The sequence below is a fragment of the Rhizobium sp. BR 314 genome, assembly GCF_047445805.1.
GTDB lineage: Bacteria > Pseudomonadota > Alphaproteobacteria > Rhizobiales > Rhizobiaceae > Rhizobium > Rhizobium lusitanum_B.
The window spans coordinates 93,741-112,371 of record NZ_JARWLA010000021.1 but is presented as its reverse complement, the minus strand read 5'-3'; the positions used below and the strand labels follow the sequence as shown (position 1 = coordinate 112,371).

Below are 18,631 nucleotides of genomic sequence, written 5' to 3'. Positions count from 1 at the left end.
ATCTCGACGCGTCCGTTCCAGCTGGTGACGGGCCGCTCGTGGATGGGCACGGCCTTYGGCGGCGCCCGTGGCCGCACCGATGTTCCAAAGATCGTCGACTGGTACATGGAAGGCAAGATCCAGATCGATCCGATGATCACCCACACCATGCCGCTCGAAGACATCAACAAGGGCTTCGACCTCATGCATTCCGGAAAGAGCGTCAGAGGCGTCGTGATTTACTGAGCTTGAAGCTACTGAAAAGCAGATAGATGCGACGCATAAGAAAATCATCGCATCTATCTAAAAAGATTGAATTTTATGATCTATGTCGATGCTGATGCCTGTCCGGTTAAACCGGAAATCCTGAAAGTTGCTGAACGCCACGGCATCGAGGTGACCTTCGTCGCCAATTCGGGGCTGCGGCCGTCGCGCGATCCGATGGTACGCAACGTCATCGTCTCCAACGCTTTCGATGCCGCCGACAACTGGATCGCCGAACATGCGGGCGCCGGCGATATCGTCGTCACTGCCGATGTGCCGCTCGCCGGGCGCTGTGTAGCCGCCGGAGCCTTCGTGACGGGACCGACCGGACGCGTCTTCGACAAGACGAATATCGGCATGGCGACGGCTATGCGCGATCTCGGCGCACATCTTCGTGAGACCGGCGAAAGCAAGGGATACAATGCCGCCTTCTCGCCCCGCGATCGCTCCGCTTTCCTCGAAACCTTCGACCGGCTTTGCCGGTGGGCGAAAGCATGATCCCTCAAAGTGCGCAGTGGCGTTTAAAGGAACAGCCATCGCACTTCCAAACCCATCAAACGCCTGGAGACCTGCCGTGAACATCATTTCCCAAAACACCGCCTTCGGCGGCATGCAGGGTGTCTTTTCGCATCAGTCAGAAGCCTGCGAGGGCGAGATGACCTTTGCCGTCTTCGTGCCGCCGCAGGCGATCAAGGAACCGCGCCCGGTTCTCTGGTATCTGTCCGGTCTTACCTGCACCCATGCCAACGTCATGGAAAAGGGCGAATATCGCCGCATGGCCGCAGAGCTTGGCCTGATCATCGTTTGCCCGGACACCAGCCCGCGCGGCAATGATGTGCCAGACGAATTGACCAATTGGCAGATGGGCAAAGGCGCCGGATTCTATGTCGATGCCACCGAGACGCCCTGGGCCGAAAACTACCAGATGTACACCTACATTACCGAGGAGCTGCCGGCCCTCGTCGCCAAGCAATTCCGTGCCGACATGAGCCGCCAGGGCATCTTCGGCCATTCGATGGGCGGCCACGGCGCCATGACGATCGCGCTGAAGAACCCGGAACGCTTCAAGAGCTGCTCCGCGTTTGCTCCCATCGTCCAGCCGTCGACGGCAGATTGGTCCGCACCGGCACTCGAAAAATATCTCGGCAGCGACAAGGCCGTTTGGCGCCGCTATGACGCCTGCTCGCTCGTCGAAGACGGCGCCCGCTTCCCGGAATTCCTGATCGATCAGGGCAAGGCCGACAACTTTCTCGAAACCGGGCTGCGTCCGTGGCTGTTCGAGGATGCGATCAAGGGTACCGGCATCGGCCTGACGCTGCGTATGCATGAACGCTACGACCATTCCTACTATTTCATCTCCACGTTCATGGATGATCACCTGAAGTGGCATGCCGAGCGGCTGGAAAAGTGATGGTGGCGTGACCGCCTTACGCTCCGGCCTTGAAACGCGCCGAAGACGCAGGCATATAGAAATCACGCAGACGACTGCGGCGGCCGGCATCCAAAACCGGCCGTAGACATCGCGGGGACGGCCTCGCTCTTAACAATGGAGCGTAATATGGCCTGGTTCCTGCTTTTCCTTGCAGGCTTGTTTGAAATTGGCTGGGCAGTCGGCCTGAAATACACCGATGGCTTCACGCGAATGATGCCGACGGTTCTCACCGTCCTTTCCATGATCGTCAGTGTCGCACTGCTGGGTCTTGCCGTAAAAACCCTGCCGATGGGCACAGCCTATGCGGTCTGGACCGGCATCGGCACGGTGGGCACCGTTCTGCTCGGAATTTGGTTGCTCGGCGATCCCGCAACCTTCGTTCGGTTGCTGTGCATCGGCCTGATCGTGGCAGGCATCGCCGGCCTCAAGCTCGCCGCCTGACGGACCTCAGAACCTCTCGCTAAGGGTGCTGGCGATTGTCCAGTGCCCACGCTCCTGGGCCGGCAAATACCATAAACAAAAAGACGAAGCAGAACATTATCGGACCGTCACCCTGGTTGTTGGCCGGGAAGAAGTCTATCTGCATGTGCACCATGAAATAGGCAATTGCCATTTCGCCGCTGAGGAGAAAGGCGACAGGTCGGGTGAAAAGCCCGAGCAGGATGAGAATGCCGCCGATAAGCTCGATTATCCCTGCGACGAAGAACAGCGTCGTGATCTCGAAAGGCGCCGGCGGAAAGCCGAAGAGCTTTTGCGTACCGTGTTCGATGAACAGCACGGCAGTCACTATTCGCAAAATTGCGAGGGCTGCGGGTTGGTAGGGCGACAGGCGCTCGGCAAGTGACATGAAGATCTCCGTACGAATTGGCAATGCGAACGGGATACTGTCGGAAAGACTCTCCCGTTTCGCCGATATGGAATCAACACGCGAGAGACGAAATTATTCACCGGGCCTGGAGAACCCAAGCCCGGCTTCAAAATGACTTACTTCTTGCGGCCGTCGATCGCCAACAGACCCGGACCTGCGAAGATCAGGAACAGGAAAGCGAAGCAATACAGAATGGCCGCATCGCCCTGATTGTTCACCGGGAAGAAATTCTGCGGCATGTGCGCCATGAAATAGGCGACTGCCATGTTGCCACAAAGAATGAAGGCAACAGGGCGAGTGAACAGGCCCAAAACGATCGCCAGACCGCCAAACGCTTCTAGAATACCCTGAAACAGCATCAGAGGCGGCAGCGAACCAGTGAAGTGGCCGCCGGCGGGAAAGCCGAAAAGCTTCTGTGTGCCGTGTTCGATGAACAACAGGCCAATAACGATACGCAGTACGGTAAGAGCATAGGGCTGATATTGATTCAGCCGTTGGGAAAGCGCCATTTTTTGAACTCCAGTTTCGACTCCCTGCAGGAAGCAATAGAGCGACCTGCCCTGAACGGGAAAACAAGGATTCTGACGTCCAATCAAATTTCCGTGTGAAATCCGTGACTTGATGTCACAGATTACAGAGGGATGTTGTCGTGTTTTTTCCAAGGATTGGTCAGATCCTTGTTGCGCAGCATCCGGAGCCCCTGCGCGAGGCGCCGCCGGGTCGAGCGTGGCATGATCACTTCGTCAATGTAACCGCGCTCGGCCGCGACGAACGGTGACAGGAAGCGATCCTCATACATCTTGGTATGCGCAGCAATCCTCTCCGGGTGCGCAATGTCTTTGCGGAAGATGATCTCGACTGCGCCCTTGGCACCCATGACGGCAATCTGCGCCGTCGGCCAGGCATAATTCAGATCGCCGCGCAGATGCTTCGACGCCATCACGTCATAGGCGCCGCCGAAAGCCTTGCGTGTGATGACCGTGAGTTTCGGCACGGTTGCTTCGGCATAGGCGAAGAGCAGCTTGGCGCCATGCTTGATCAAGCCACCATATTCCTGCGCCGTCCCCGGCAGGAATCCAGGCACGTCGACGAAGGTGACGATCGGGATATTGAAGCAATCGCAGAAGCGCACGAAGCGGGCAGCCTTTCGCGATGCGTCGCTATCGAGAACGCCGGCCAGCACCATCGGCTGATTGGCGACGAATCCGACCGTAGCCCCCTCGATGCGGCCGAAGCCGCAGACGATATTCTTGGCGAAGCTTTCCTGGATCTCGAAGAAATCACCCTCGTCCGCCACCTTCAGGATCAGCTCCTTGATGTCGTAGGGCTTGTTGGCATTGGCCGGGATCAGCGTATCGAGCGATGTGTCCGGCTCTGTAACGGATTGATAGCATTCGATCTCGGGCAGTGCCGCCGTGTTCGACTGCGGCAGGAAATCGATGAGCCGGCGCACCTGCAGCAGCGTATCGACATCGTTGTCGTAAGCCGCGTCGGCGATGGAGGACTTCGTCGTATGGACGGAAGCACCACCGAGCTGCTCGGAGGTGACCGTTTCGTTGGTGACGGTCTTCACCACGTCCGGCCCGGTGACGAACATGTAGGAGGTATCGCGCACCATGAAGATGAAATCGGTCATGGCAGGCGAATAGACGTCGCCGCCGGCGCATGGCCCCATGATGACGGAGATCTGCGGAATGACGCCCGAAGCCAAAACGTTGCGCTGGAACACCTCGGCATAGCCGCCAAGTGCTGCCACGCCTTCCTGAATGCGGGCGCCGCCGGCATCATAGATCCCGATGATCGGCGCTCTATTCTTCAGCGCCATATCCTGGACCTTGGTGATCTTCTCCGCATGTGCTTCTGAAAGAGACCCACCGAAGACCGTGAAATCTTTGGCAAAAATAAAAACGGTACGTCCGTTGACGGTGCCCCAGCCGGTCACAACGCCGTCGCCGGCGATCTTGCTCTTTTCCATGCCGAAATCGGTCGAGCGATGCTCGACGAACATGTCGAACTCCTCGAAGGAACCTTCGTCCAGGAAGATGTCGATACGCTCGCGGGCCGTCAGCTTGCCGCGGGCGTGTTGAGCATCGATGCGCGCCTGTCCGCCGCCAAGCCTTGCGACCTCACGACGACGCTCCAGTTCCAACAGGATTTCCTTCATGCGGCCCTCTCTCCTTCGTTGCTCGGGCTTAGCATGGCGCGAGCCATCTTTGAAGCTATAGGCTCATTCCGACAGCCGCGGCGTGTTGAGCGAGAAGATCGCGCGGATACGGGCAGCGATATCTTCCGCCATCAATTCATCCGCCGTGCTCAAGTCGGGCGCGGTTGTTGCAATGTCGAAGGACGCCATGGCAATCACCGCGCCGCCATCGAGCGACGCCGCGTCGATATTGACCTTGGCGGTATTGCGATCCTTGTTGAAGCCGCGCCCCTTGCTGACCTCAGTCAGGCGAACGGTCAGCGCAACCGCCGGCAAGGTAGTGTTGTGGGGCGTTATGGCAATGGCAGCGTTTACGCGATCGCTGACGGCGTCGATCAAAGCCGGTGAAACCGGCGGTATGACCTTGTCGGCCACGATGCTCGCGCTGCGGATATCATAGGTCGGAGGCGGGGGATCAGCGGACCAGGTCGAGCACGCCGTCAGTACCAGACATCCCACGAGCGCCGATATGGCACCCGACCTCACCCACGACATCATCCCTGCCCCAACTTTCGAACTTGCAAGATACGAAAGCCGCTATAAAGAACTGGAAATCAACAATATTCAACTGTGAAGAGCAGAAAAAACGTCGGTTGCCGCCTGAAACTCCTCGAAACGCTGAGCCCGGCGCTGTTCCGCTTCCTCGTCGCTGCCCCAATGCTCGATCGTCCAGTCTTCGTCGAGATGTGCGAGCGACCAAACATCGGCAAGCGGCAGGCGGCCTTCGGCAAAGGCAAGCGCGAGGATCGCCGAACCCGTGAGCGTGGTGATCGTATGCAGGCTCGCAAGCTCCATCGGCGTGTCGAACTTACGCAGGGCCGAGGCAAAGGCAGCGATGGCTTCGGCTGGCTGCTCCTGGCGCATCACGCCTTCAGCAAGAATAAAGCGCGCGCCGATATCGCGGGCGGCCCATTCGATCACCGGGTTCCAACGCTCCGATTGCCGCTCCACGAGACGCTCCGGGCCACCGGCACGATAGCAAAGCAGATCGCTGCCGGAAAAGCGCACGATCTCGTCAAAAACGGCGCCGCTTTCGGCTGCCATGCCATCAATCGCAGTATTCACAAGGCGAGTAACAGGCATGGTCGCGGGATCGATGATCTCGACCTGCCTCGCCCATTCGGCGGCAACAAGCTTGGCGAGTGCTTCCGTCGGAAGGGCAAGGGCGTGACGCGCAGGCGTCTTCACCACCTTGCCGTCGAGCGCGATGGCATGACCGCCCTCGTCCTTGCCGATTGTTACATCCTTGTAGAAGCGCTTCGGCAGCGGCTTCTTCATCTGGATCTGCGCGCGGCGGATCGGGTCGGGATGGCTCAGACCTTCGGAAAGATCGTTCAACAGGTCGCGCATGGCGTCACCTCAGAGAATATGGCTCAACAAGTCGTTCGGATGATGCGCAATCGCATCGGCGCCGGCGGCAAGAAGCTCTTCCACGGACGCGTAGCCCCAGGATACACCGATCGCCGTGGCGCCCGCTGCCTTTGCCATCTGCATGTCATAGATCGCATCACCGATGACGATCGTATCGTGCGGATCCATGCCTGTCTCGTCGCAGCACTCCGTTACCATGGCCGGATGCGGCTTCGACGGGCAATCGTCGGCGGTACGCGAAACCACGAAGTATGGCGTGAAATCGTTGACTTCAAGAGTATGCACCAGACCACGGCGGGATTTGCCTGTCACGGCGCCGAGCAGGATCTCATCGTGGGCCGCGAGCGTCTCGATCAGCGGCTTGATGCCATCAAAGAGCGGCGTCTGCATATCGCTCTCGTCGCGTACGCCGGGCGAGATGGACTTATAGTGCGCCGACATGGCAATCGCTTCGTCATCGACATGCGGCTTGCCTTGCATCCGGGCAATAGCGATCTCGAGCGAGAGGCCGATGATGGATTTCGTTGCCGAAATATCCGGACGCTTGTAGCCGAAATCGACGAAAGTCCGCGCCATCACCTCATGGATCAGGCGCACGCTATCGACGAGCGTGCCATCGCAATCGAAAAGGACCAGTTTCATTCGTCGTCCGGCTCCCCTGCCGATGTCTCATCAAAACCGAGGAGGTTCCATGTCTGCACCATATGCGGTGGCAAAGGAGCGGTGACGCGCAGGCGCCCACCGTTCGGATGCGGAATATCGATGTGGCGCGCATGCAGATGCAAGCGCTTCTGGACGCCGCCAGGGAAATCCCAGTTCGGATCGTCGTCGAAATATTTGGGATCGCCGATGATCGGGTGGCCGATATGCAGCGCATGGACACGCAACTGGTGGGTGCGTCCGGTATAGGGCTCCATCTCCAGCCAAGCGAGGCTCTGCGCGGCAGTCTCAAGCACGCGATAATAGGAGATCGCGTGATCGGCGCCCTCTTCACCATGCTTGGCGATGCGCATGCGGTCGCCATCGGCTGTCGCCTCCTTCACCAGCCAGGTCGAGATCTTGTCTTCATGCTTGCGCGGTACGCCTTTGACCAGCGACCAATAGGTCTTCTTGGTGTCACGCTCGCGGAAGGCGGCCGTCAGCTTCTGGGCTGCGCCGCGGGTGCGGGCGATCACCAAGACGCCCGACGTGTCTCGGTCGAGACGATGAACGAGGCGAGGCTTTTCGCCCTTTTTGCTCGTCCAAGCCTCCAGCATCTGGTCGATATGGCGGGTAAGGCCGGAGCCGCCCTGCACCGCAAGCCCTGCAGGCTTGTTCAGCACAAAGACCTTCTCGTCTTCATGCAGCAGCATGCGCGACAGGAGTTCGGCATCGCCGGCGTGCTTCAAGTCTTTTCCAGCGATGGGGCCGCTCTTGGCATCCTTGGAATCCACGTCGAGCGGCGGTATGCGGACGATCTGCCCCGGCTGCACGCGCGCATCGGTCTTGACGCGGCCACCATCGACGCGCACCTGTCCGGAGCGCATCAGCTTCTGCAGTTGCCCGAAGCCAAGCCCTGGGAAATGCACCTTGAACCAGCGGTCGAGGCGCATGCCGGCTTCGTCAGGCTCGACCTGTATATGTTCAATCCCGGCCATTCTTCTTCTTTCAAACGCCGTAGCGCGATCCGAGAATGCCAAACGCTTGCTGGATGGAATCGCGCTAATTCAAGTGACGGGACATCTGCCCGCGGCCGGAAGTTTCCGGCCTTTTGACGTGGCTTTAGAGCATTTCGAGGAAAAGTGGAAACTGGAATTGTCCGGGCCGGATATTTTTCTGGCTCAGTTCCCTTTGGCTGATACGACAGGCAGGTTGAGATCGACCATTCCGGCCTTGTCGAACATCAGCATGACAGGCACCGTGCCTCCCTTCTTGAAAGGCGTCTTCACCTGTTTGAACATCATATGCATCGTGTTCGGCGCAAGCGTCACGGTCGCACCCGCCGGAATGGCGATCCCGTCCTTGATTTCGCGCATCTTCATGATCTCGCCTTCCATCTTCATCTCATGCAGCTCGACCTTGCCCGCCGCCGATGAGGTGACCGATGCCAGCTTGTCGTCCGTCTTGCCGCCATTGTGGATGGTAATATAGCCGCCGCCGACCGGCTGACCCGGAAGCATGGCGCGAACATAACCACCGCTGATGTCGAGATCGCCGAGCTTGCCGGCAGCAGAGCCGGAGGGTGCGGGACCGGCATCCATATGCATCCCCGGCATGGACTTCATTGCACCGCTGTCCTGTGCGATCGCAGCACTCGTAGAAAGCGAAAAAGCTGCAACAGAAATCAACATTGCAGCGGCATGGTTGCGGTTCATCTGCGTCTCCTGCCCGGTCCTCAATCGAGCAGAAGGGATAGCCTCTCCCATGCCAGTTGCAAAGGCCCGTAATCGTTGCGAAACGCAGGATTGATCGGCGCGACAAAAATTTGTTCAGCGGCGACACTTGCCCCTTGCCATCTCTGGCCGGGACCGGATAATGGCACTCGACCTTGTTGGGAGAATCCGGCGCAAGCCGGTGCCGAAGGAGCAACCGCCCCGGAAACTCTCAGGCCAAAGGACCAGCAAGGGGCAGACGGAACTCTGGAGAGAAGCGCGAAAGCGTTCGCCGAAGGGATAACAATCTCAGGCAAAACAGACAGAGGGGGCTCATCGTCAGGCGCAACCGCGCCGAAATTGTGAGCTCTGCGCTTCGAGACAAGCGCAAAACCCGGAGGCGTCATTTGGACGAGACCGCTGCCCTCAAGAAAACACCGCTTCACGACCTGCATGTATCGCTCGGCGCCCGCATGGTGCCGTTTGCCGGTTACGACATGCCCGTGCAGTATCCCGCCGGCGTCATGAAGGAGCATCTCTGGACCCGCGCTTCCGCCGGCCTGTTCGACGTCTCCCACATGGGCCAGGTGACGATCCGCGCCCGTTCCGGCAAATATGAGGATGCGGCGCTGGCGCTGGAAAGCCTCGTGCCGGTCGATATTCTCGGCCTCGCCGAGAACCGCCAGCGTTACGGCTTCTTCACCGATGACAAGGGCGGCATCCTCGACGACCTGATGATCACCCATATGGACGACTATCTTTTCGTCGTCGTCAACGCTGCCTGCAAAGAGCAGGATCTCAAGCATCTTCAAGACCATATCGGCGACAGTTGCGAGATTACCTTACTTGATCGCGCCCTCATTGCGCTGCAGGGGCCGCGCGCCGTCGACGTTCTCGCCGAGCTTTGGGCCGACATCGCCTATATGAAGTTCATGGACGTACGCCATTGTCGCCTCCACGACGTCTCCTGCCTGGTATCTCGCTCCGGCTATAGCGGCGAAGACGGCTTCGAGATCTCCGTGCCTGCTGACAAGGCCGAGGATATCACCAAGCGCTTACTGGAACATCCGGATGTGCAGCCGATCGGCCTCGGTGCCCGTGACTCGCTGCGCCTCGAAGCCGGTCTCTGCCTCTATGGCAACGATATCGACCAGACGACGTCCCCAATCGAAGGCGCGCTCGAATGGGCCATCCAGAAGGCCCGCAAGACCGGTGGCGCCCGTACAGGCAATTTCCCCGGCGCGACTCGCATTCTCGGTGAACTCGATGGCGGCACCTCGCGTCGTCGTGTCGGCCTGAAGCCCGAGGGCAAGGCGCCGGTGCGCAGCCACGCCAAGCTTTATGCCGACGCCGAAGGCAAGACCGAAATCGGCGAGGTCACCTCGGGCGGCTTCGGCCCGAGCGTCGAATCCCCGGTTGCCATGGGCTATGTGCCGACCGCACTCACCGCGCCTGGCACCGTCGTTTATGCCGAAGTGCGTGGCAAGTATCTGCCGCTCGTCGTTAGCGCCCTGCCTTTCATCAAGCCTACCTACAAACGTTGAACGTCTTTTCCAGAGAGGATTACCCATGCTGAAATTCACCGAAGAACACGAGTGGCTGAAGGTTGAAGGCGATGTCGCAACTGTCGGCATCACGGCACATGCCGCCGAACAGCTCGGCGATCTCGTTTTCGTGGAATTGCCTGAAGTCGGCGCCAGCTTCTCCAAGGGCGGCGACGCAGCGACCGTCGAATCCGTCAAGGCAGCTTCGGAAGTCTATTGTCCGCTCGACGGAGAGATCACTGAAGTCAACGAAGCCATCACGGCCGATCCGGCACTCGTCAACTCCGACCCGATGGGCGCAGGCTGGTTCTTCAAGCTCAAGCTGAAGAATGTCAGCGATCTTGATGGTCTTCTTGATGAATCCGGTTACAAGGAGCTGATCGGATAATGACGACGCCTACGGAATTCACGTTCACCGACTACCAGCCGTACGATTTTGCCAATCGTCGTCATATCGGTCCGTCTCCGTCGGAGATGACCGAGATGCTGAAAGTCATCGGCTATAACAGCCTCGACGGCCTGATCGACGCGACGCTGCCGCCGGCCATCCGCCAGAAGACGCCGCTCTCCTGGGGCGCGCCGATGACGGAGCGCGAAGCGCTCGACAGGCTGCGCGAGACCGCGAACAAGAACAAGGTTCTCGTCTCGCTGATCGGCCAGGGCTACTACGGCACTATCACGCCGCCGGTCATCCAGCGCAACATTCTGGAAAACCCGGCCTGGTACACGGCCTATACGCCCTACCAGCCCGAAATCAGCCAGGGCCGCCTCGAGGCGCTGCTGAACTACCAGACGATGATCAGCGACCTCACTGGCCTCGATGTCGCCAACGCTTCGCTTCTCGATGAAGCGACCGCCGCAGCCGAAGGCATGGCGATGGCGGAACGCGTCGCCAAGTCCAAGGCGAAGGCTTTCTTCGTCGATTCCGCCTGCCACCCGCAGACCATCGCGCTCATCCAGACCCGCGCCGAGCCGCTCGGCTGGACCGTCATCGTCGGCAATCCCTTCACGGATCTGGATCCGGTCGATGTCTTCGGCGCGATCTTCCAGTATCCGGGCACGCATGGTCACCTCAACGACTTCGGCGGCCTGATCGCGCGTCTGCACCAGACCGGTGCGATCGCCATTATGGCAGCCGATCTCCTGGCCTTGACGCTGCTGAAGTCGCCCGGCGAAATGGGTGCGGATATCGCCATCGGCTCGTCGCAGCGTTTCGGCGTTCCCGTCGGTTACGGCGGCCCGCATGCGGCCTACATGGCTGTCAAGGATGCCATCAAGCGCTCCATGCCCGGCCGTCTCGTCGGCGTTTCGGTCGATGCCCGTGGCAATCGCGCCTATCGCCTGTCGCTGCAGACCCGCGAACAGCACATCCGCCGCGAGAAGGCGACGTCGAACATCTGCACCGCCCAGGTGCTGCTCGCCGTCATGGCCTCCATGTATGCGGTCTTCCACGGTCCGCAGGGCCTGAAGGCCATCGCCCAGCAGGTCCACCAGAAGGCTGTACTGACGGCCAAGGGTCTGGAAAAGCTCGGTTACACCGTCGAGCCGGAGACTTTCTTCGACACGATCACGGTCGAAGTCGGCCACATGCAGGGTCTCATCCTCCGCGCGGCAGTTGCCGAAGGTGTGAACCTTCGCAAGGTCGGCGAAACGAAGATCGGCATCAGCCTCGACGAGCGAACCCGCCCAGCAACGCTGGAAGCGGTATGGCGTGCATTCGGCGGGGATTTCCGTATCGCAGACTTCGAGCCTTCCTATCGCCTGCCGAAGGATCTGCTGCGCGCCAGCGAGTATCTGACGCATCCGATCTTCCACATGAACCGCGCTGAAAGCGAGATGACGCGTTACATCCGTCGTCTCTCGGACCGCGACCTGGCGCTCGACCGTTCGATGATCCCGCTCGGCTCCTGCACCATGAAGCTGAACGCCACGGCGGAAATGCTGCCGATCACCTGGCCGGAGTTCTCCGACATCCATCCTTTCGTGCCGGTCGACCAGGCGCTGGGCTACCGCGAAATGCTCGATGATCTCACGGACAAGCTCTGCGCGGTGACAGGTTACGATGCCTTCTCGATGCAGCCGAACTCCGGCGCGCAGGGTGAATATGCCGGCCTCCTGACAATTCGCAACTACCATATTGCCAATGGCCAGAGTCATCGCGACATCTGCCTTATCCCGACCTCCGCGCACGGCACCAATCCGGCCTCGGCGCAGATGGCGGGCATGAAGGTCGTGGTCGTCAAGGTTAGCGACAACGGCGATATCGATATGGCCGATTTCCGCGCCAAGACCGAGCAATATGCCAACAACCTCTCCTGCTGCATGATCACCTATCCTTCGACGCATGGCGTTTTCGAAGAGACGGTGAAGGAGATCTGCGATCTCGTGCACAAGCATGGCGGTCAGGTCTATCTTGATGGCGCCAACATGAACGCCATGGTCGGCCTCTCGCGTCCGGGCGACATCGGCTCCGACGTCAGCCACCTGAACCTGCACAAGACCTTCTGCATCCCGCACGGCGGCGGCGGCCCCGGCATGGGCCCAATCGGCGTCAAGGCACATCTGGCACCTCACCTGCCCGGCCATCCGGAAACGGACGGCCGCAGCGGTGCGGTCTCGGCAGCAGCCTTCGGTTCGGCCTCCATCCTGCCGATCTCCTGGAGCTACTGCCTGATGATGGGCGGCGAAGGCCTGACGCAGGCAACGAAGGTGGCGATCCTCAACGCCAACTACATCGCCGCACGCCTCAAGGGCGCCTATGACGTGCTCTACAAGTCCAAGGCCGGACGCGTCGCGCATGAATGCATCATCGATACCCGCCCGCTGGTCGCAAGCGCCGGCGTCACGGTCGACGATGTCGCCAAGCGCCTCATCGATTGCGGTTTCCACGCACCGACCATGAGCTGGCCGGTTGCCGGCACGCTGATGATCGAGCCGACCGAGTCGGAAACGAAGGCCGAGATCGATCGCTTCTGCGAGGCGATGCTGGCAATCCGCCAGGAAGCCCGCGACATCGAAGAAGGTCGCATGGACAAGGACAACAACCCGCTGAAGAACGCACCGCATACGGTGGAAGACCTCGTCGGCGAATGGGATCGTCCCTATTCCCGCGAACAGGCCTGCTACCCGCCTGGTGCCTTCCGCGTGGACAAATACTGGTCGCCGGTTAACCGCGTCGACAACGTCTATGGCGACAGGAACCTGATTTGCTCCTGCCCGCCGGTCGAGTCCTACGCCGAGGCCGCCGAATAGTATTTTTGCGAAAAAGCGAAGCGGTTCAGTCGCTTCGCCTGCAGTCGACATAAATCTATTGCGAAACTTGTCTAAGAAAACGCCGCGCGTCCTTTGGATGCGCGGCGTTTTTCATGACGAGGCAACGGGGCCTGGAATTCAGATTTATGCCGGAACAACCGGAATTTCATTTCGCCTTCAGGCGAACGGAGCACTCGTTGCCCCCGCTGCTCTTACTGCATGGCAGCGGTATGAATGAAACCTCGCTTATCCCATTTGCGGACGCGGTCGCACCACAACGTCCGTATATGGCGCTGCGCGGCGGGATCGAATGGGAGGGTGGCTTCGCCTTCTTTCGCCGCAATCCCGATCGCAGCCTGGATCACACGGATCTCGACAGACAGACGGAGCACCTCTGTCATTTCATCGAGAGAGCGATGGAGCGAACGCTGCTTGCGCGACTGCCTGTTTTGCTTGGTTTCTCCAACGGAGCCATCATGGCCGCCTCGCTCCTTCGGCACATCCCCCCGATCGTCTCGGCCGCGATTCTGCTGCGGCCCCTTTCACCGGCACCCGATGCAGATTTGCCGTTACTGACAGCGTTGCCGATCCTGATCATCTCAGGCGAATATGATCAGCGCCGGACGCCCGGTGACGCGGATCTCGTCAGCCAACAATTCACAAAGGCCGGTGCTGACGTCAGCGACCACAAACTACCTATCGGCCACGACCTCCATCCGGACGAGCCCAAGATCGTCCGTGACTGGCTCATACGGAAAGGCTTATGACAATGAACGAGGAGAATTCCTTCGACGTGGACAATCCCGACAGCTACATCGCCGCCGCCTTCGAAACGGACGATCCGTCCTCGATCGCTAAGGCATTGGGCGAAGTGGCGCGCACCCGTAATATGAGCAAGCTCGCCAAGGATGTCGGCATGAACCGCTCCGCGCTCTATCGCGCGTTGAGCGGCGACGGAAACCCGGAATTCGCGACGATCCTGAAAGTCGTCAGGGCGCTCGGCCTCAAGCTGACGCCGGTACCAGCGGCAAACTGAGATCTGGAAAATCCACCCGTCGAGCAATTTCAGGAAAAGCGGACATGCTTCTGTCGCCTAGCCGATCGCCTCTTCCAGCAGGAGCAGGATGAGAAAGCCTGCGAAGAACATGGCCGTCACCCAGGGACGGTCAGGTGTTTCATGCGCTTCGACCAGCAACTCCTCGGTGACGAGATAGAGAAGCGCAATCAGCCCGAACGCGAAGAACCCGGTCAGAATGGGATCCGGCAGGGAAGCGATAGGAGTTCCAAGTAAAGCGCCTATCGGTAGCAGGAGCGTAAGCGCCGCCGTGATCGCGACGATCCTCGCGCGGGAGCGAACGCTGTCGCCAAGCTCGTTTGCAACGGTCAGCCCAAGGAACAATACCTCGATCGTCAAGGCGATCGTCAGCAGCAGCCCGACCTTCGGGCCGGCCGCAAAGCCGATACCGAGCACGAGGCCATCGATCAGGATGTCGATGCCGATAGCCGCGAGCAGGCCCACCGGTCCTTTGGCCCAATTTTCCAGCTGTTTGACCAGCAGCATGACGCCGACGCCGATCGCACCGCCGATAACCGTCGCCAAGGGAGAGCCGCGATGCATCACATCGGGTAGGATTTCACCGGCGGCTGCCGCAAACACGACGCCTGCAGCAAAATGCTGGATTGCGCTGACGAGATTTGGCCCCGGCCGCGTGTTCACCGCGACGGCAGCACCGGCGATCGCCGCGCCTGCCGGTATCAATGTGTAAGCCCACGCCGATGCGGCCATAACATCCCCCGTCGCGCGCCTTGGCGGTTATCCGGTCGAGCGGCAGCCAAGGAGGCGGCGGAGAAAACCTGGGCGTGCTTCCATCAAAGCACGAAACGCATCGTGGTGAAATACGGCAACGTCCGCTTTACGCGGGTTGTGCGGCCTGACGCTGAGCAGCCAGGGCGGCAAGATCTGCGGGCTTCAATTCAACGGATTCGCCGCAACCGCAGGCTGAGGTCTGGTTCGGATTGGTGAAGGTGAACCCCGACCGGAGAGTCGTGATCTCGAAGCCCATTTGGGTGCCGAGCAAATAAAGCACGGCCGACGGCTCGACCCAAACCCGGGCACCATCATGCTCGATCAGATCGTCCTTCGCATTCGGCTCGGTCACTAGGTCGATGGTATATTCCATCCCGGCACAGCCGCCCTTCTTGATGCCGACGCGAACGCCCTTGGCATCAGGACCTGAATTTTCGACGATCGCTTTGACGCGGGCTGCCGCCGCATCCGTCATGCTCATGACTGCAAAGCCCATGGGCTCATTCTCCTCTGGCATCGGCCCGAAAAGTGGGTCCGGTTTTCGGATCATCCGATGCCTACTGAAATGCAACCGGGGTCAAGATCCAGCGCTTCGAGTCTCAATGTAAAGCCGGCGGCTTAAACCTTCAATACCAGCCGACCGCAACCTGTGCTTCTTCGGACATACGATCCGGCGTCCATGGCGGATCGAAGGTCATGCTGACGTCGACGCCGGAAACGCCTTCGACGGCACCGACTGCATTTTCAACCCAGCCCGGCATTTCACCGGCGACCGGGCAACCGGGAGCGGTCAAGGTCATGACGATCTTCACCATGCGGTCGTCTTCGATGTCGATTTTGTAGACCAGGCCCAGTTCGAAGATATCAGCGGGAATTTCCGGATCGTAGACCGTTTTCAGCGCCGAGATGACGTCGTCGCTCAGGCGTGCCAACTCATCCTCGGGAATGCTGGAGTGCACGATCCCTTCACGCACGTCAATCTTTTGTTCGCTTTCGTCGAGTGACATCACTTGCCTCCTCAGGCAAAGAATTTCCGTGCATATTCCAGTGCATCCGCCAAGGCATCCACCTCGGCGCGCGTATTGTACATGCCGAACGATGCACGGCATGTGGAGGTGACCCCGAAGCGTTTCAAGAGCGGCTGGGCACAATGGGTACCGGCGCGAACGGCAACACCCTGCCGGTCGATCACCATTGAAACGTCGTGGGAATGAATTCCGGCAAGCTCAAAGGAAAAGATGCCGCCCTTGCCGGGCGCCGTGCCGATAACGCGCAGGGAATTGATATCCCGCAGCCGTTCCGCCGCGTAAGCGGCTAGATCTGCCTCGTGTCGCGCAATCGCCTCGCGGCCGATGCTGTCCATATAGTCGAGCGCGTAGCCAAGGCCGATGGCCTGCACGATCGGCGGCGTTCCCGCCTCGAAGCGATGCGGCGGCTCGTTGTAGGTAACGTTTTCCTCGGTGACGTCGAAAATCATCTCGCCACCGCCTTGGAACGGCCGCATCTCGGCAAGCCGTTCCTTCTTGCCGTAGAGCACGCCGATACCCGAAGGACCGTAAAGCTTGTGACCGGTCATGACATACCAGTCGCAATCGATATCCTGCACGTCGACGGGCATATGCACTGCGCCCTGTGAGCCGTCGATCAGCACGGGAATGCCGCGCTCATGGGCGATTCGACACACTTCCTTCACCGGAACGACTGTTCCCAGCGCATTCGACATATGCGTGATGGCGACAAGCTCCGTGCGCTCCGTGAGGCTCTTCTCGAAATCCTCGATATGGAATGCACCCTCGTCGTCGACGGGCACCCAGACCAGCTTGGCGCCCTGCCGTTCCCGGATGAAATGCCATGGAACGATATTAGAGTGATGCTCCATGATGGAGACGACTATCTCATCGCCCTCGTCGATCTTCGGCATGCCCCAGCCATAGGCGACCGTGTTGATCGCCTCGGTCGAGTTCTTGGTAAAGACAATATCGTCGACCGACGGCGCATTCAGGAAGCGACGTACCTTTTCGCGTGCCGCTTCATAGGCTTCCGTGGCCACATTGGACAGGAAGTGCAGGCCGCGATGCACATTCGCATACTCGTTCGAATAGGCATGGGAAATCGCGTCAATAACGACCTGCGGCTTCTGCGCGGAGGCGCCGTTGTCGAGATAGACCAGCGGTTTGCCATGCACCGTTTTCGCCAGGATCGGGAAATCCCGGCGAATAGCTTCGACGTCATAGGCTGTTGCCGGCACGATCTTGTCCACGAGCTTTGCCTCCAATCAGGCGTGCTTTTCCAGCCAGGCGGAGATAACGCTTTCCAGCGCCTCGACCAGGGCTTCGTCTTCCAGTTCCTCGACGATCTCGGCAACGAAAGCGTTGACCAGCATAGCGCGAGCCTTGCTCTCGGGAATGCCACGCGCCATTAGATAGTAGAGATGGTTCTTGTCGATATCGGCAACCGTCGCGCCGTGACCGCACTGAACGTCGTCGGCGAAGATTTCGAGTTCGGGCTTCACCGAAAACTCGGCATCGTCGGACATCAGCAGCGTGTTGCAGGCCATCTTGGCGTCGGTCTTCTGCGCATCCGGTGCGACCCGGATCATGCCCTGAAAGACGCCGCGAGCGCGATCGAACACTACGTTGCGGATAACTTCCGTGGAACCGGTGTTCGGAACGTCATGGCCAAGCACCATCGTCACGTCCGTATGGGCATCACCACCGAGCAGATTGATGCCGCGAAGCGTCAGATCTGCGCCTTCGCCTGTTACCTTGATGTACAGTTCCTGACGTACGAGCTTGCCGCCGGCATTGATGACAAACAGCTTCAGCTTGGCATCTTCTCCGAGATCGATGCGGAGCTGGCCAAGATGGGTGTCTTCGCTGCCTTGCTCCTGCAGGATAATCCAGGTGATTTCGGAACCTTTGCCGATCGTGACTTCGCTCACGGAAGAGACGAGTGCGGCAGCGCCTTCAACCGCCTGATGGCGCTCGATAAAGGTTGCCTTGACATCGGCACCGAAGGAAACCGGCAGGCGGCTATGGATCTGGCCGCCGGCATGGATGAACTGCACTTCCAGAGGCGCCTCGAGTTCGGTGCCGGCAGGAATATCGATGACATAACCATCGCGCACGAAGCTCGCATTGATGCGCCCGATGGCGTCATCCTTGTCGAGCGCTTCGAGCCCGGCCGCAGCCGTGCCATTGATCAGGCTGTCGGCGTAGCGTCCGACCGTCAAAGCCTTGACGGCAGCCTTCTCGCTTGCCTTGCCCTGCAGAACCGCGAGAACGGAGGAGCCTTCGACCGTCGCCGGGAGAGCCTCGACGAGACCCTTACCGATGTCGCTCGGCACCAGCCGCAGCAGATTCTTGAAATCGGTATAGTGCCAGGCCTCGACGCGGCGCGTTGGCAGGCCTTCCGTCTTCAGTTCGTCCAGCAGGCGGTCGCGGACGGCGAACACGTCGCCATCACCCGGCAGATCGCCAAGCTGTTCGTTATATGCCTCGATCAGCGCCGTTTCTGCTGACGTCAGGCGGTTCGTCGTCTGAATGTTCATCGACGTGTCC

Annotated in this window: 21 protein-coding genes, 1 pseudogene and 2 riboswitches; of the genes and pseudogenes, 9 read left to right on the top strand and 13 right to left on the bottom strand. The window is 59.8% G+C overall.

All coding sequences use genetic code 11. The features are described 5' to 3' along the window. From QD461_RS23455 to sugE, 4 genes and pseudogenes are all read left to right on the top strand, one after another. Positions 1-225 (top strand): annotated as a pseudogene (locus tag QD461_RS23455) (S-(hydroxymethyl)glutathione dehydrogenase); the annotation flags it as partial. Between the two features lie 75 nt (positions 226-300). Next, the gene (locus QD461_RS23450; protein ID WP_414089883.1) at positions 301-741 is read left to right on the top strand and encodes a YaiI/YqxD family protein; all 441 of its coding nucleotides are present in this window, start codon (positions 301-303) and stop codon (positions 739-741) included. A gap of 76 nt (positions 742-817) precedes the next feature. Beyond that, positions 818-1,654 (top strand): S-formylglutathione hydrolase, encoded by an 837-nt coding sequence (fghA, locus tag QD461_RS23445; RefSeq protein WP_414089882.1) that lies wholly within the window; start codon positions 818-820, stop codon positions 1,652-1,654. A 147-nt stretch (positions 1,655-1,801) separates the two neighbouring features. Then, positions 1,802-2,116: a quaternary ammonium compound efflux SMR transporter SugE gene (gene sugE / locus QD461_RS23440; protein WP_414089881.1), complete on the top strand. Its 315-nt coding sequence runs from the start codon at positions 1,802-1,804 to the stop codon at positions 2,114-2,116. Between the two features lie 19 nt (positions 2,117-2,135). Here the strand turns inward: sugE and QD461_RS23435 are convergent, their stop codons facing one another. The 8 genes from QD461_RS23435 to QD461_RS23400 all read right to left on the bottom strand — a co-directional run bounded on the left by QD461_RS23435 (position 2,136) and on the right by QD461_RS23400 (position 8,471). After that, a complete protein-coding gene (locus tag QD461_RS23435) occupies positions 2,136-2,522 on the bottom strand; it encodes a DoxX family protein (protein ID WP_414089880.1) in 387 nt (128 codons plus the stop codon). A gap of 137 nt (positions 2,523-2,659) precedes the next feature. Next, positions 2,660-3,052: a DoxX family protein gene (locus QD461_RS23430; RefSeq protein WP_184704238.1), complete on the bottom strand. Its 393-nt coding sequence runs from the start codon at positions 3,050-3,052 to the stop codon at positions 2,660-2,662. A 122-nt stretch (positions 3,053-3,174) separates the two neighbouring features. After that, a complete protein-coding gene (locus QD461_RS23425) occupies positions 3,175-4,707 on the bottom strand; it encodes an acyl-CoA carboxylase subunit beta (RefSeq protein WP_414089879.1) in 1,533 nt (510 codons plus the stop codon). Positions 4,708-4,770: 63 nt separating this feature from the next. After that, entirely contained in the window at positions 4,771-5,244 is a 474-nt protein-coding gene (locus tag QD461_RS23420) for a hypothetical protein (protein WP_414089878.1), read from the bottom strand. A 66-nt stretch (positions 5,245-5,310) separates the two neighbouring features. After that, on the bottom strand, positions 5,311-6,096 hold the full coding sequence (locus QD461_RS23415) for an ATP12 family chaperone protein (protein WP_414089877.1): 786 nt from the start codon (positions 6,094-6,096) through the stop codon (positions 5,311-5,313). A 9-nt stretch (positions 6,097-6,105) separates the two neighbouring features. Next, the gene (locus QD461_RS23410; protein ID WP_184704232.1) at positions 6,106-6,759 is read right to left on the bottom strand and encodes an HAD-IA family hydrolase; all 654 of its coding nucleotides are present in this window, start codon (positions 6,757-6,759) and stop codon (positions 6,106-6,108) included. Next, positions 6,756-7,754, bottom strand: a complete 999-nt coding sequence (locus QD461_RS23405; RefSeq protein WP_414089876.1) for an RluA family pseudouridine synthase — start codon at positions 7,752-7,754, stop codon at positions 6,756-6,758. Before QD461_RS23405 ends, QD461_RS23410 begins: the two co-directional genes overlap by 4 nt. Before the next feature lie 183 nt (positions 7,755-7,937). After that, a complete protein-coding gene (locus tag QD461_RS23400) occupies positions 7,938-8,471 on the bottom strand; it encodes a copper chaperone PCu(A)C (RefSeq protein ID WP_184704228.1) in 534 nt (177 codons plus the stop codon). Between the two features lie 167 nt (positions 8,472-8,638). Then, positions 8,639-8,722, top strand: a riboswitch (glycine riboswitch). Between the two features lie 3 nt (positions 8,723-8,725). Then, positions 8,726-8,804, top strand: a riboswitch (glycine riboswitch). A 71-nt stretch (positions 8,805-8,875) separates the two neighbouring features. Between QD461_RS23400 and gcvT the strand changes: the two genes are divergently transcribed. The 5 genes from gcvT (at position 8,876) to QD461_RS23375 (ending at position 14,300) form a co-directional block, all read left to right on the top strand. Continuing rightward, the gene (gene gcvT / locus QD461_RS23395) at positions 8,876-10,012 is read left to right on the top strand and encodes a glycine cleavage system aminomethyltransferase GcvT (RefSeq protein ID WP_414089875.1); all 1,137 of its coding nucleotides are present in this window, start codon (positions 8,876-8,878) and stop codon (positions 10,010-10,012) included. A gap of 25 nt (positions 10,013-10,037) precedes the next feature. Further along, positions 10,038-10,400 (top strand): glycine cleavage system protein GcvH, encoded by a 363-nt coding sequence (gene gcvH / locus QD461_RS23390; RefSeq protein WP_184704224.1) that lies wholly within the window; start codon positions 10,038-10,040, stop codon positions 10,398-10,400. Further along, entirely contained in the window at positions 10,400-13,264 is a 2,865-nt protein-coding gene (gcvP, locus tag QD461_RS23385; protein WP_414089874.1) for an aminomethyl-transferring glycine dehydrogenase, read from the top strand. The genes gcvH and gcvP overlap by 1 nt, the downstream gene beginning before the upstream one ends. Before the next feature lie 197 nt (positions 13,265-13,461). Beyond that, positions 13,462-14,031 carry an alpha/beta hydrolase gene (locus QD461_RS23380; protein WP_414089873.1) on the top strand — a complete coding sequence of 190 codons (570 nt, stop codon included), beginning with the start codon at positions 13,462-13,464 and terminating at the stop codon, positions 14,029-14,031. Positions 14,032-14,033: 2 nt separating this feature from the next. Further along, positions 14,034-14,300: an addiction module antidote protein gene (locus tag QD461_RS23375; RefSeq protein WP_184704283.1), complete on the top strand. Its 267-nt coding sequence runs from the start codon at positions 14,034-14,036 to the stop codon at positions 14,298-14,300. Positions 14,301-14,357: 57 nt separating this feature from the next. Here QD461_RS23375 and QD461_RS23370 read toward each other — a convergent pair whose 3' ends face one another. The 5 genes from QD461_RS23370 to sufD all read right to left on the bottom strand — a co-directional run bounded on the left by QD461_RS23370 (position 14,358) and on the right by sufD (position 18,621). Continuing rightward, positions 14,358-15,050: a ZIP family metal transporter gene (locus QD461_RS23370; RefSeq protein WP_414089872.1), complete on the bottom strand. Its 693-nt coding sequence runs from the start codon at positions 15,048-15,050 to the stop codon at positions 14,358-14,360. Positions 15,051-15,177: 127 nt separating this feature from the next. Then, on the bottom strand, positions 15,178-15,567 hold the full coding sequence (gene sufA / locus QD461_RS23365; protein ID WP_184704216.1) for a Fe-S cluster assembly scaffold SufA: 390 nt from the start codon (positions 15,565-15,567) through the stop codon (positions 15,178-15,180). Positions 15,568-15,697: 130 nt separating this feature from the next. Beyond that, positions 15,698-16,078, bottom strand: a complete 381-nt coding sequence (locus QD461_RS23360) for an SUF system Fe-S cluster assembly protein (RefSeq protein WP_414089871.1) — start codon at positions 16,076-16,078, stop codon at positions 15,698-15,700. Between the two features lie 11 nt (positions 16,079-16,089). Next, positions 16,090-17,331: a cysteine desulfurase gene (locus QD461_RS23355; protein WP_414089870.1), complete on the bottom strand. Its 1,242-nt coding sequence runs from the start codon at positions 17,329-17,331 to the stop codon at positions 16,090-16,092. A gap of 15 nt (positions 17,332-17,346) precedes the next feature. After that, complete coding sequence (sufD, locus tag QD461_RS23350; protein WP_414089869.1) at positions 17,347-18,621, bottom strand: Fe-S cluster assembly protein SufD; 1,275 nt, start codon at positions 18,619-18,621, stop codon at positions 17,347-17,349. Positions 18,622-18,631: the final 10 nt, after the last annotated feature.

Bases quoted from the DNA above. Each gene is read 5' to 3' on its own strand.
- QD461_RS23450 (WP_414089883.1), top strand. From the start codon at position 301: ATGATCTATGTCGATGCTGATGCCTGTCCGGTTAAACCGGAAATCCTG.
- sugE (WP_414089881.1), top strand. From the start codon at position 1,802: ATGGCCTGGTTCCTGCTTTTCCTTGCAGGCTTGTTTGAAATTGGCTGG.
- QD461_RS23435 (WP_414089880.1), bottom strand. From the start codon at position 2,522: ATGTCACTTGCCGAGCGCCTGTCGCCCTACCAACCCGCAGCCCTCGCA.
- QD461_RS23430 (WP_184704238.1), bottom strand. From the start codon at position 3,052: ATGGCGCTTTCCCAACGGCTGAATCAATATCAGCCCTATGCTCTTACC.
- QD461_RS23425 (WP_414089879.1), bottom strand. From the start codon at position 4,707: ATGAAGGAAATCCTGTTGGAACTGGAGCGTCGTCGTGAGGTCGCAAGG.
- QD461_RS23420 (WP_414089878.1), bottom strand. From the start codon at position 5,244: ATGATGTCGTGGGTGAGGTCGGGTGCCATATCGGCGCTCGTGGGATGT.
- QD461_RS23415 (WP_414089877.1), bottom strand. From the start codon at position 6,096: ATGCGCGACCTGTTGAACGATCTTTCCGAAGGTCTGAGCCATCCCGAC.
- QD461_RS23410 (WP_184704232.1), bottom strand. From the start codon at position 6,759: ATGAAACTGGTCCTTTTCGATTGCGATGGCACGCTCGTCGATAGCGTG.
- QD461_RS23405 (WP_414089876.1), bottom strand. From the start codon at position 7,754: ATGGCCGGGATTGAACATATACAGGTCGAGCCTGACGAAGCCGGCATG.
- QD461_RS23400 (WP_184704228.1), bottom strand. From the start codon at position 8,471: ATGAACCGCAACCATGCCGCTGCAATGTTGATTTCTGTTGCAGCTTTT.
- gcvH (WP_184704224.1), top strand. From the start codon at position 10,038: ATGCTGAAATTCACCGAAGAACACGAGTGGCTGAAGGTTGAAGGCGAT.
- gcvP (WP_414089874.1), top strand. From the start codon at position 10,400: ATGACGACGCCTACGGAATTCACGTTCACCGACTACCAGCCGTACGAT.
- QD461_RS23375 (WP_184704283.1), top strand. From the start codon at position 14,034: ATGAACGAGGAGAATTCCTTCGACGTGGACAATCCCGACAGCTACATC.
- QD461_RS23370 (WP_414089872.1), bottom strand. From the start codon at position 15,050: ATGGCCGCATCGGCGTGGGCTTACACATTGATACCGGCAGGCGCGGCG.
- sufA (WP_184704216.1), bottom strand. From the start codon at position 15,567: ATGGGCTTTGCAGTCATGAGCATGACGGATGCGGCGGCAGCCCGCGTC.
- QD461_RS23360 (WP_414089871.1), bottom strand. From the start codon at position 16,078: ATGTCACTCGACGAAAGCGAACAAAAGATTGACGTGCGTGAAGGGATC.
- sufD (WP_414089869.1), bottom strand. From the start codon at position 18,621: ATGAACATTCAGACGACGAACCGCCTGACGTCAGCAGAAACGGCGCTG.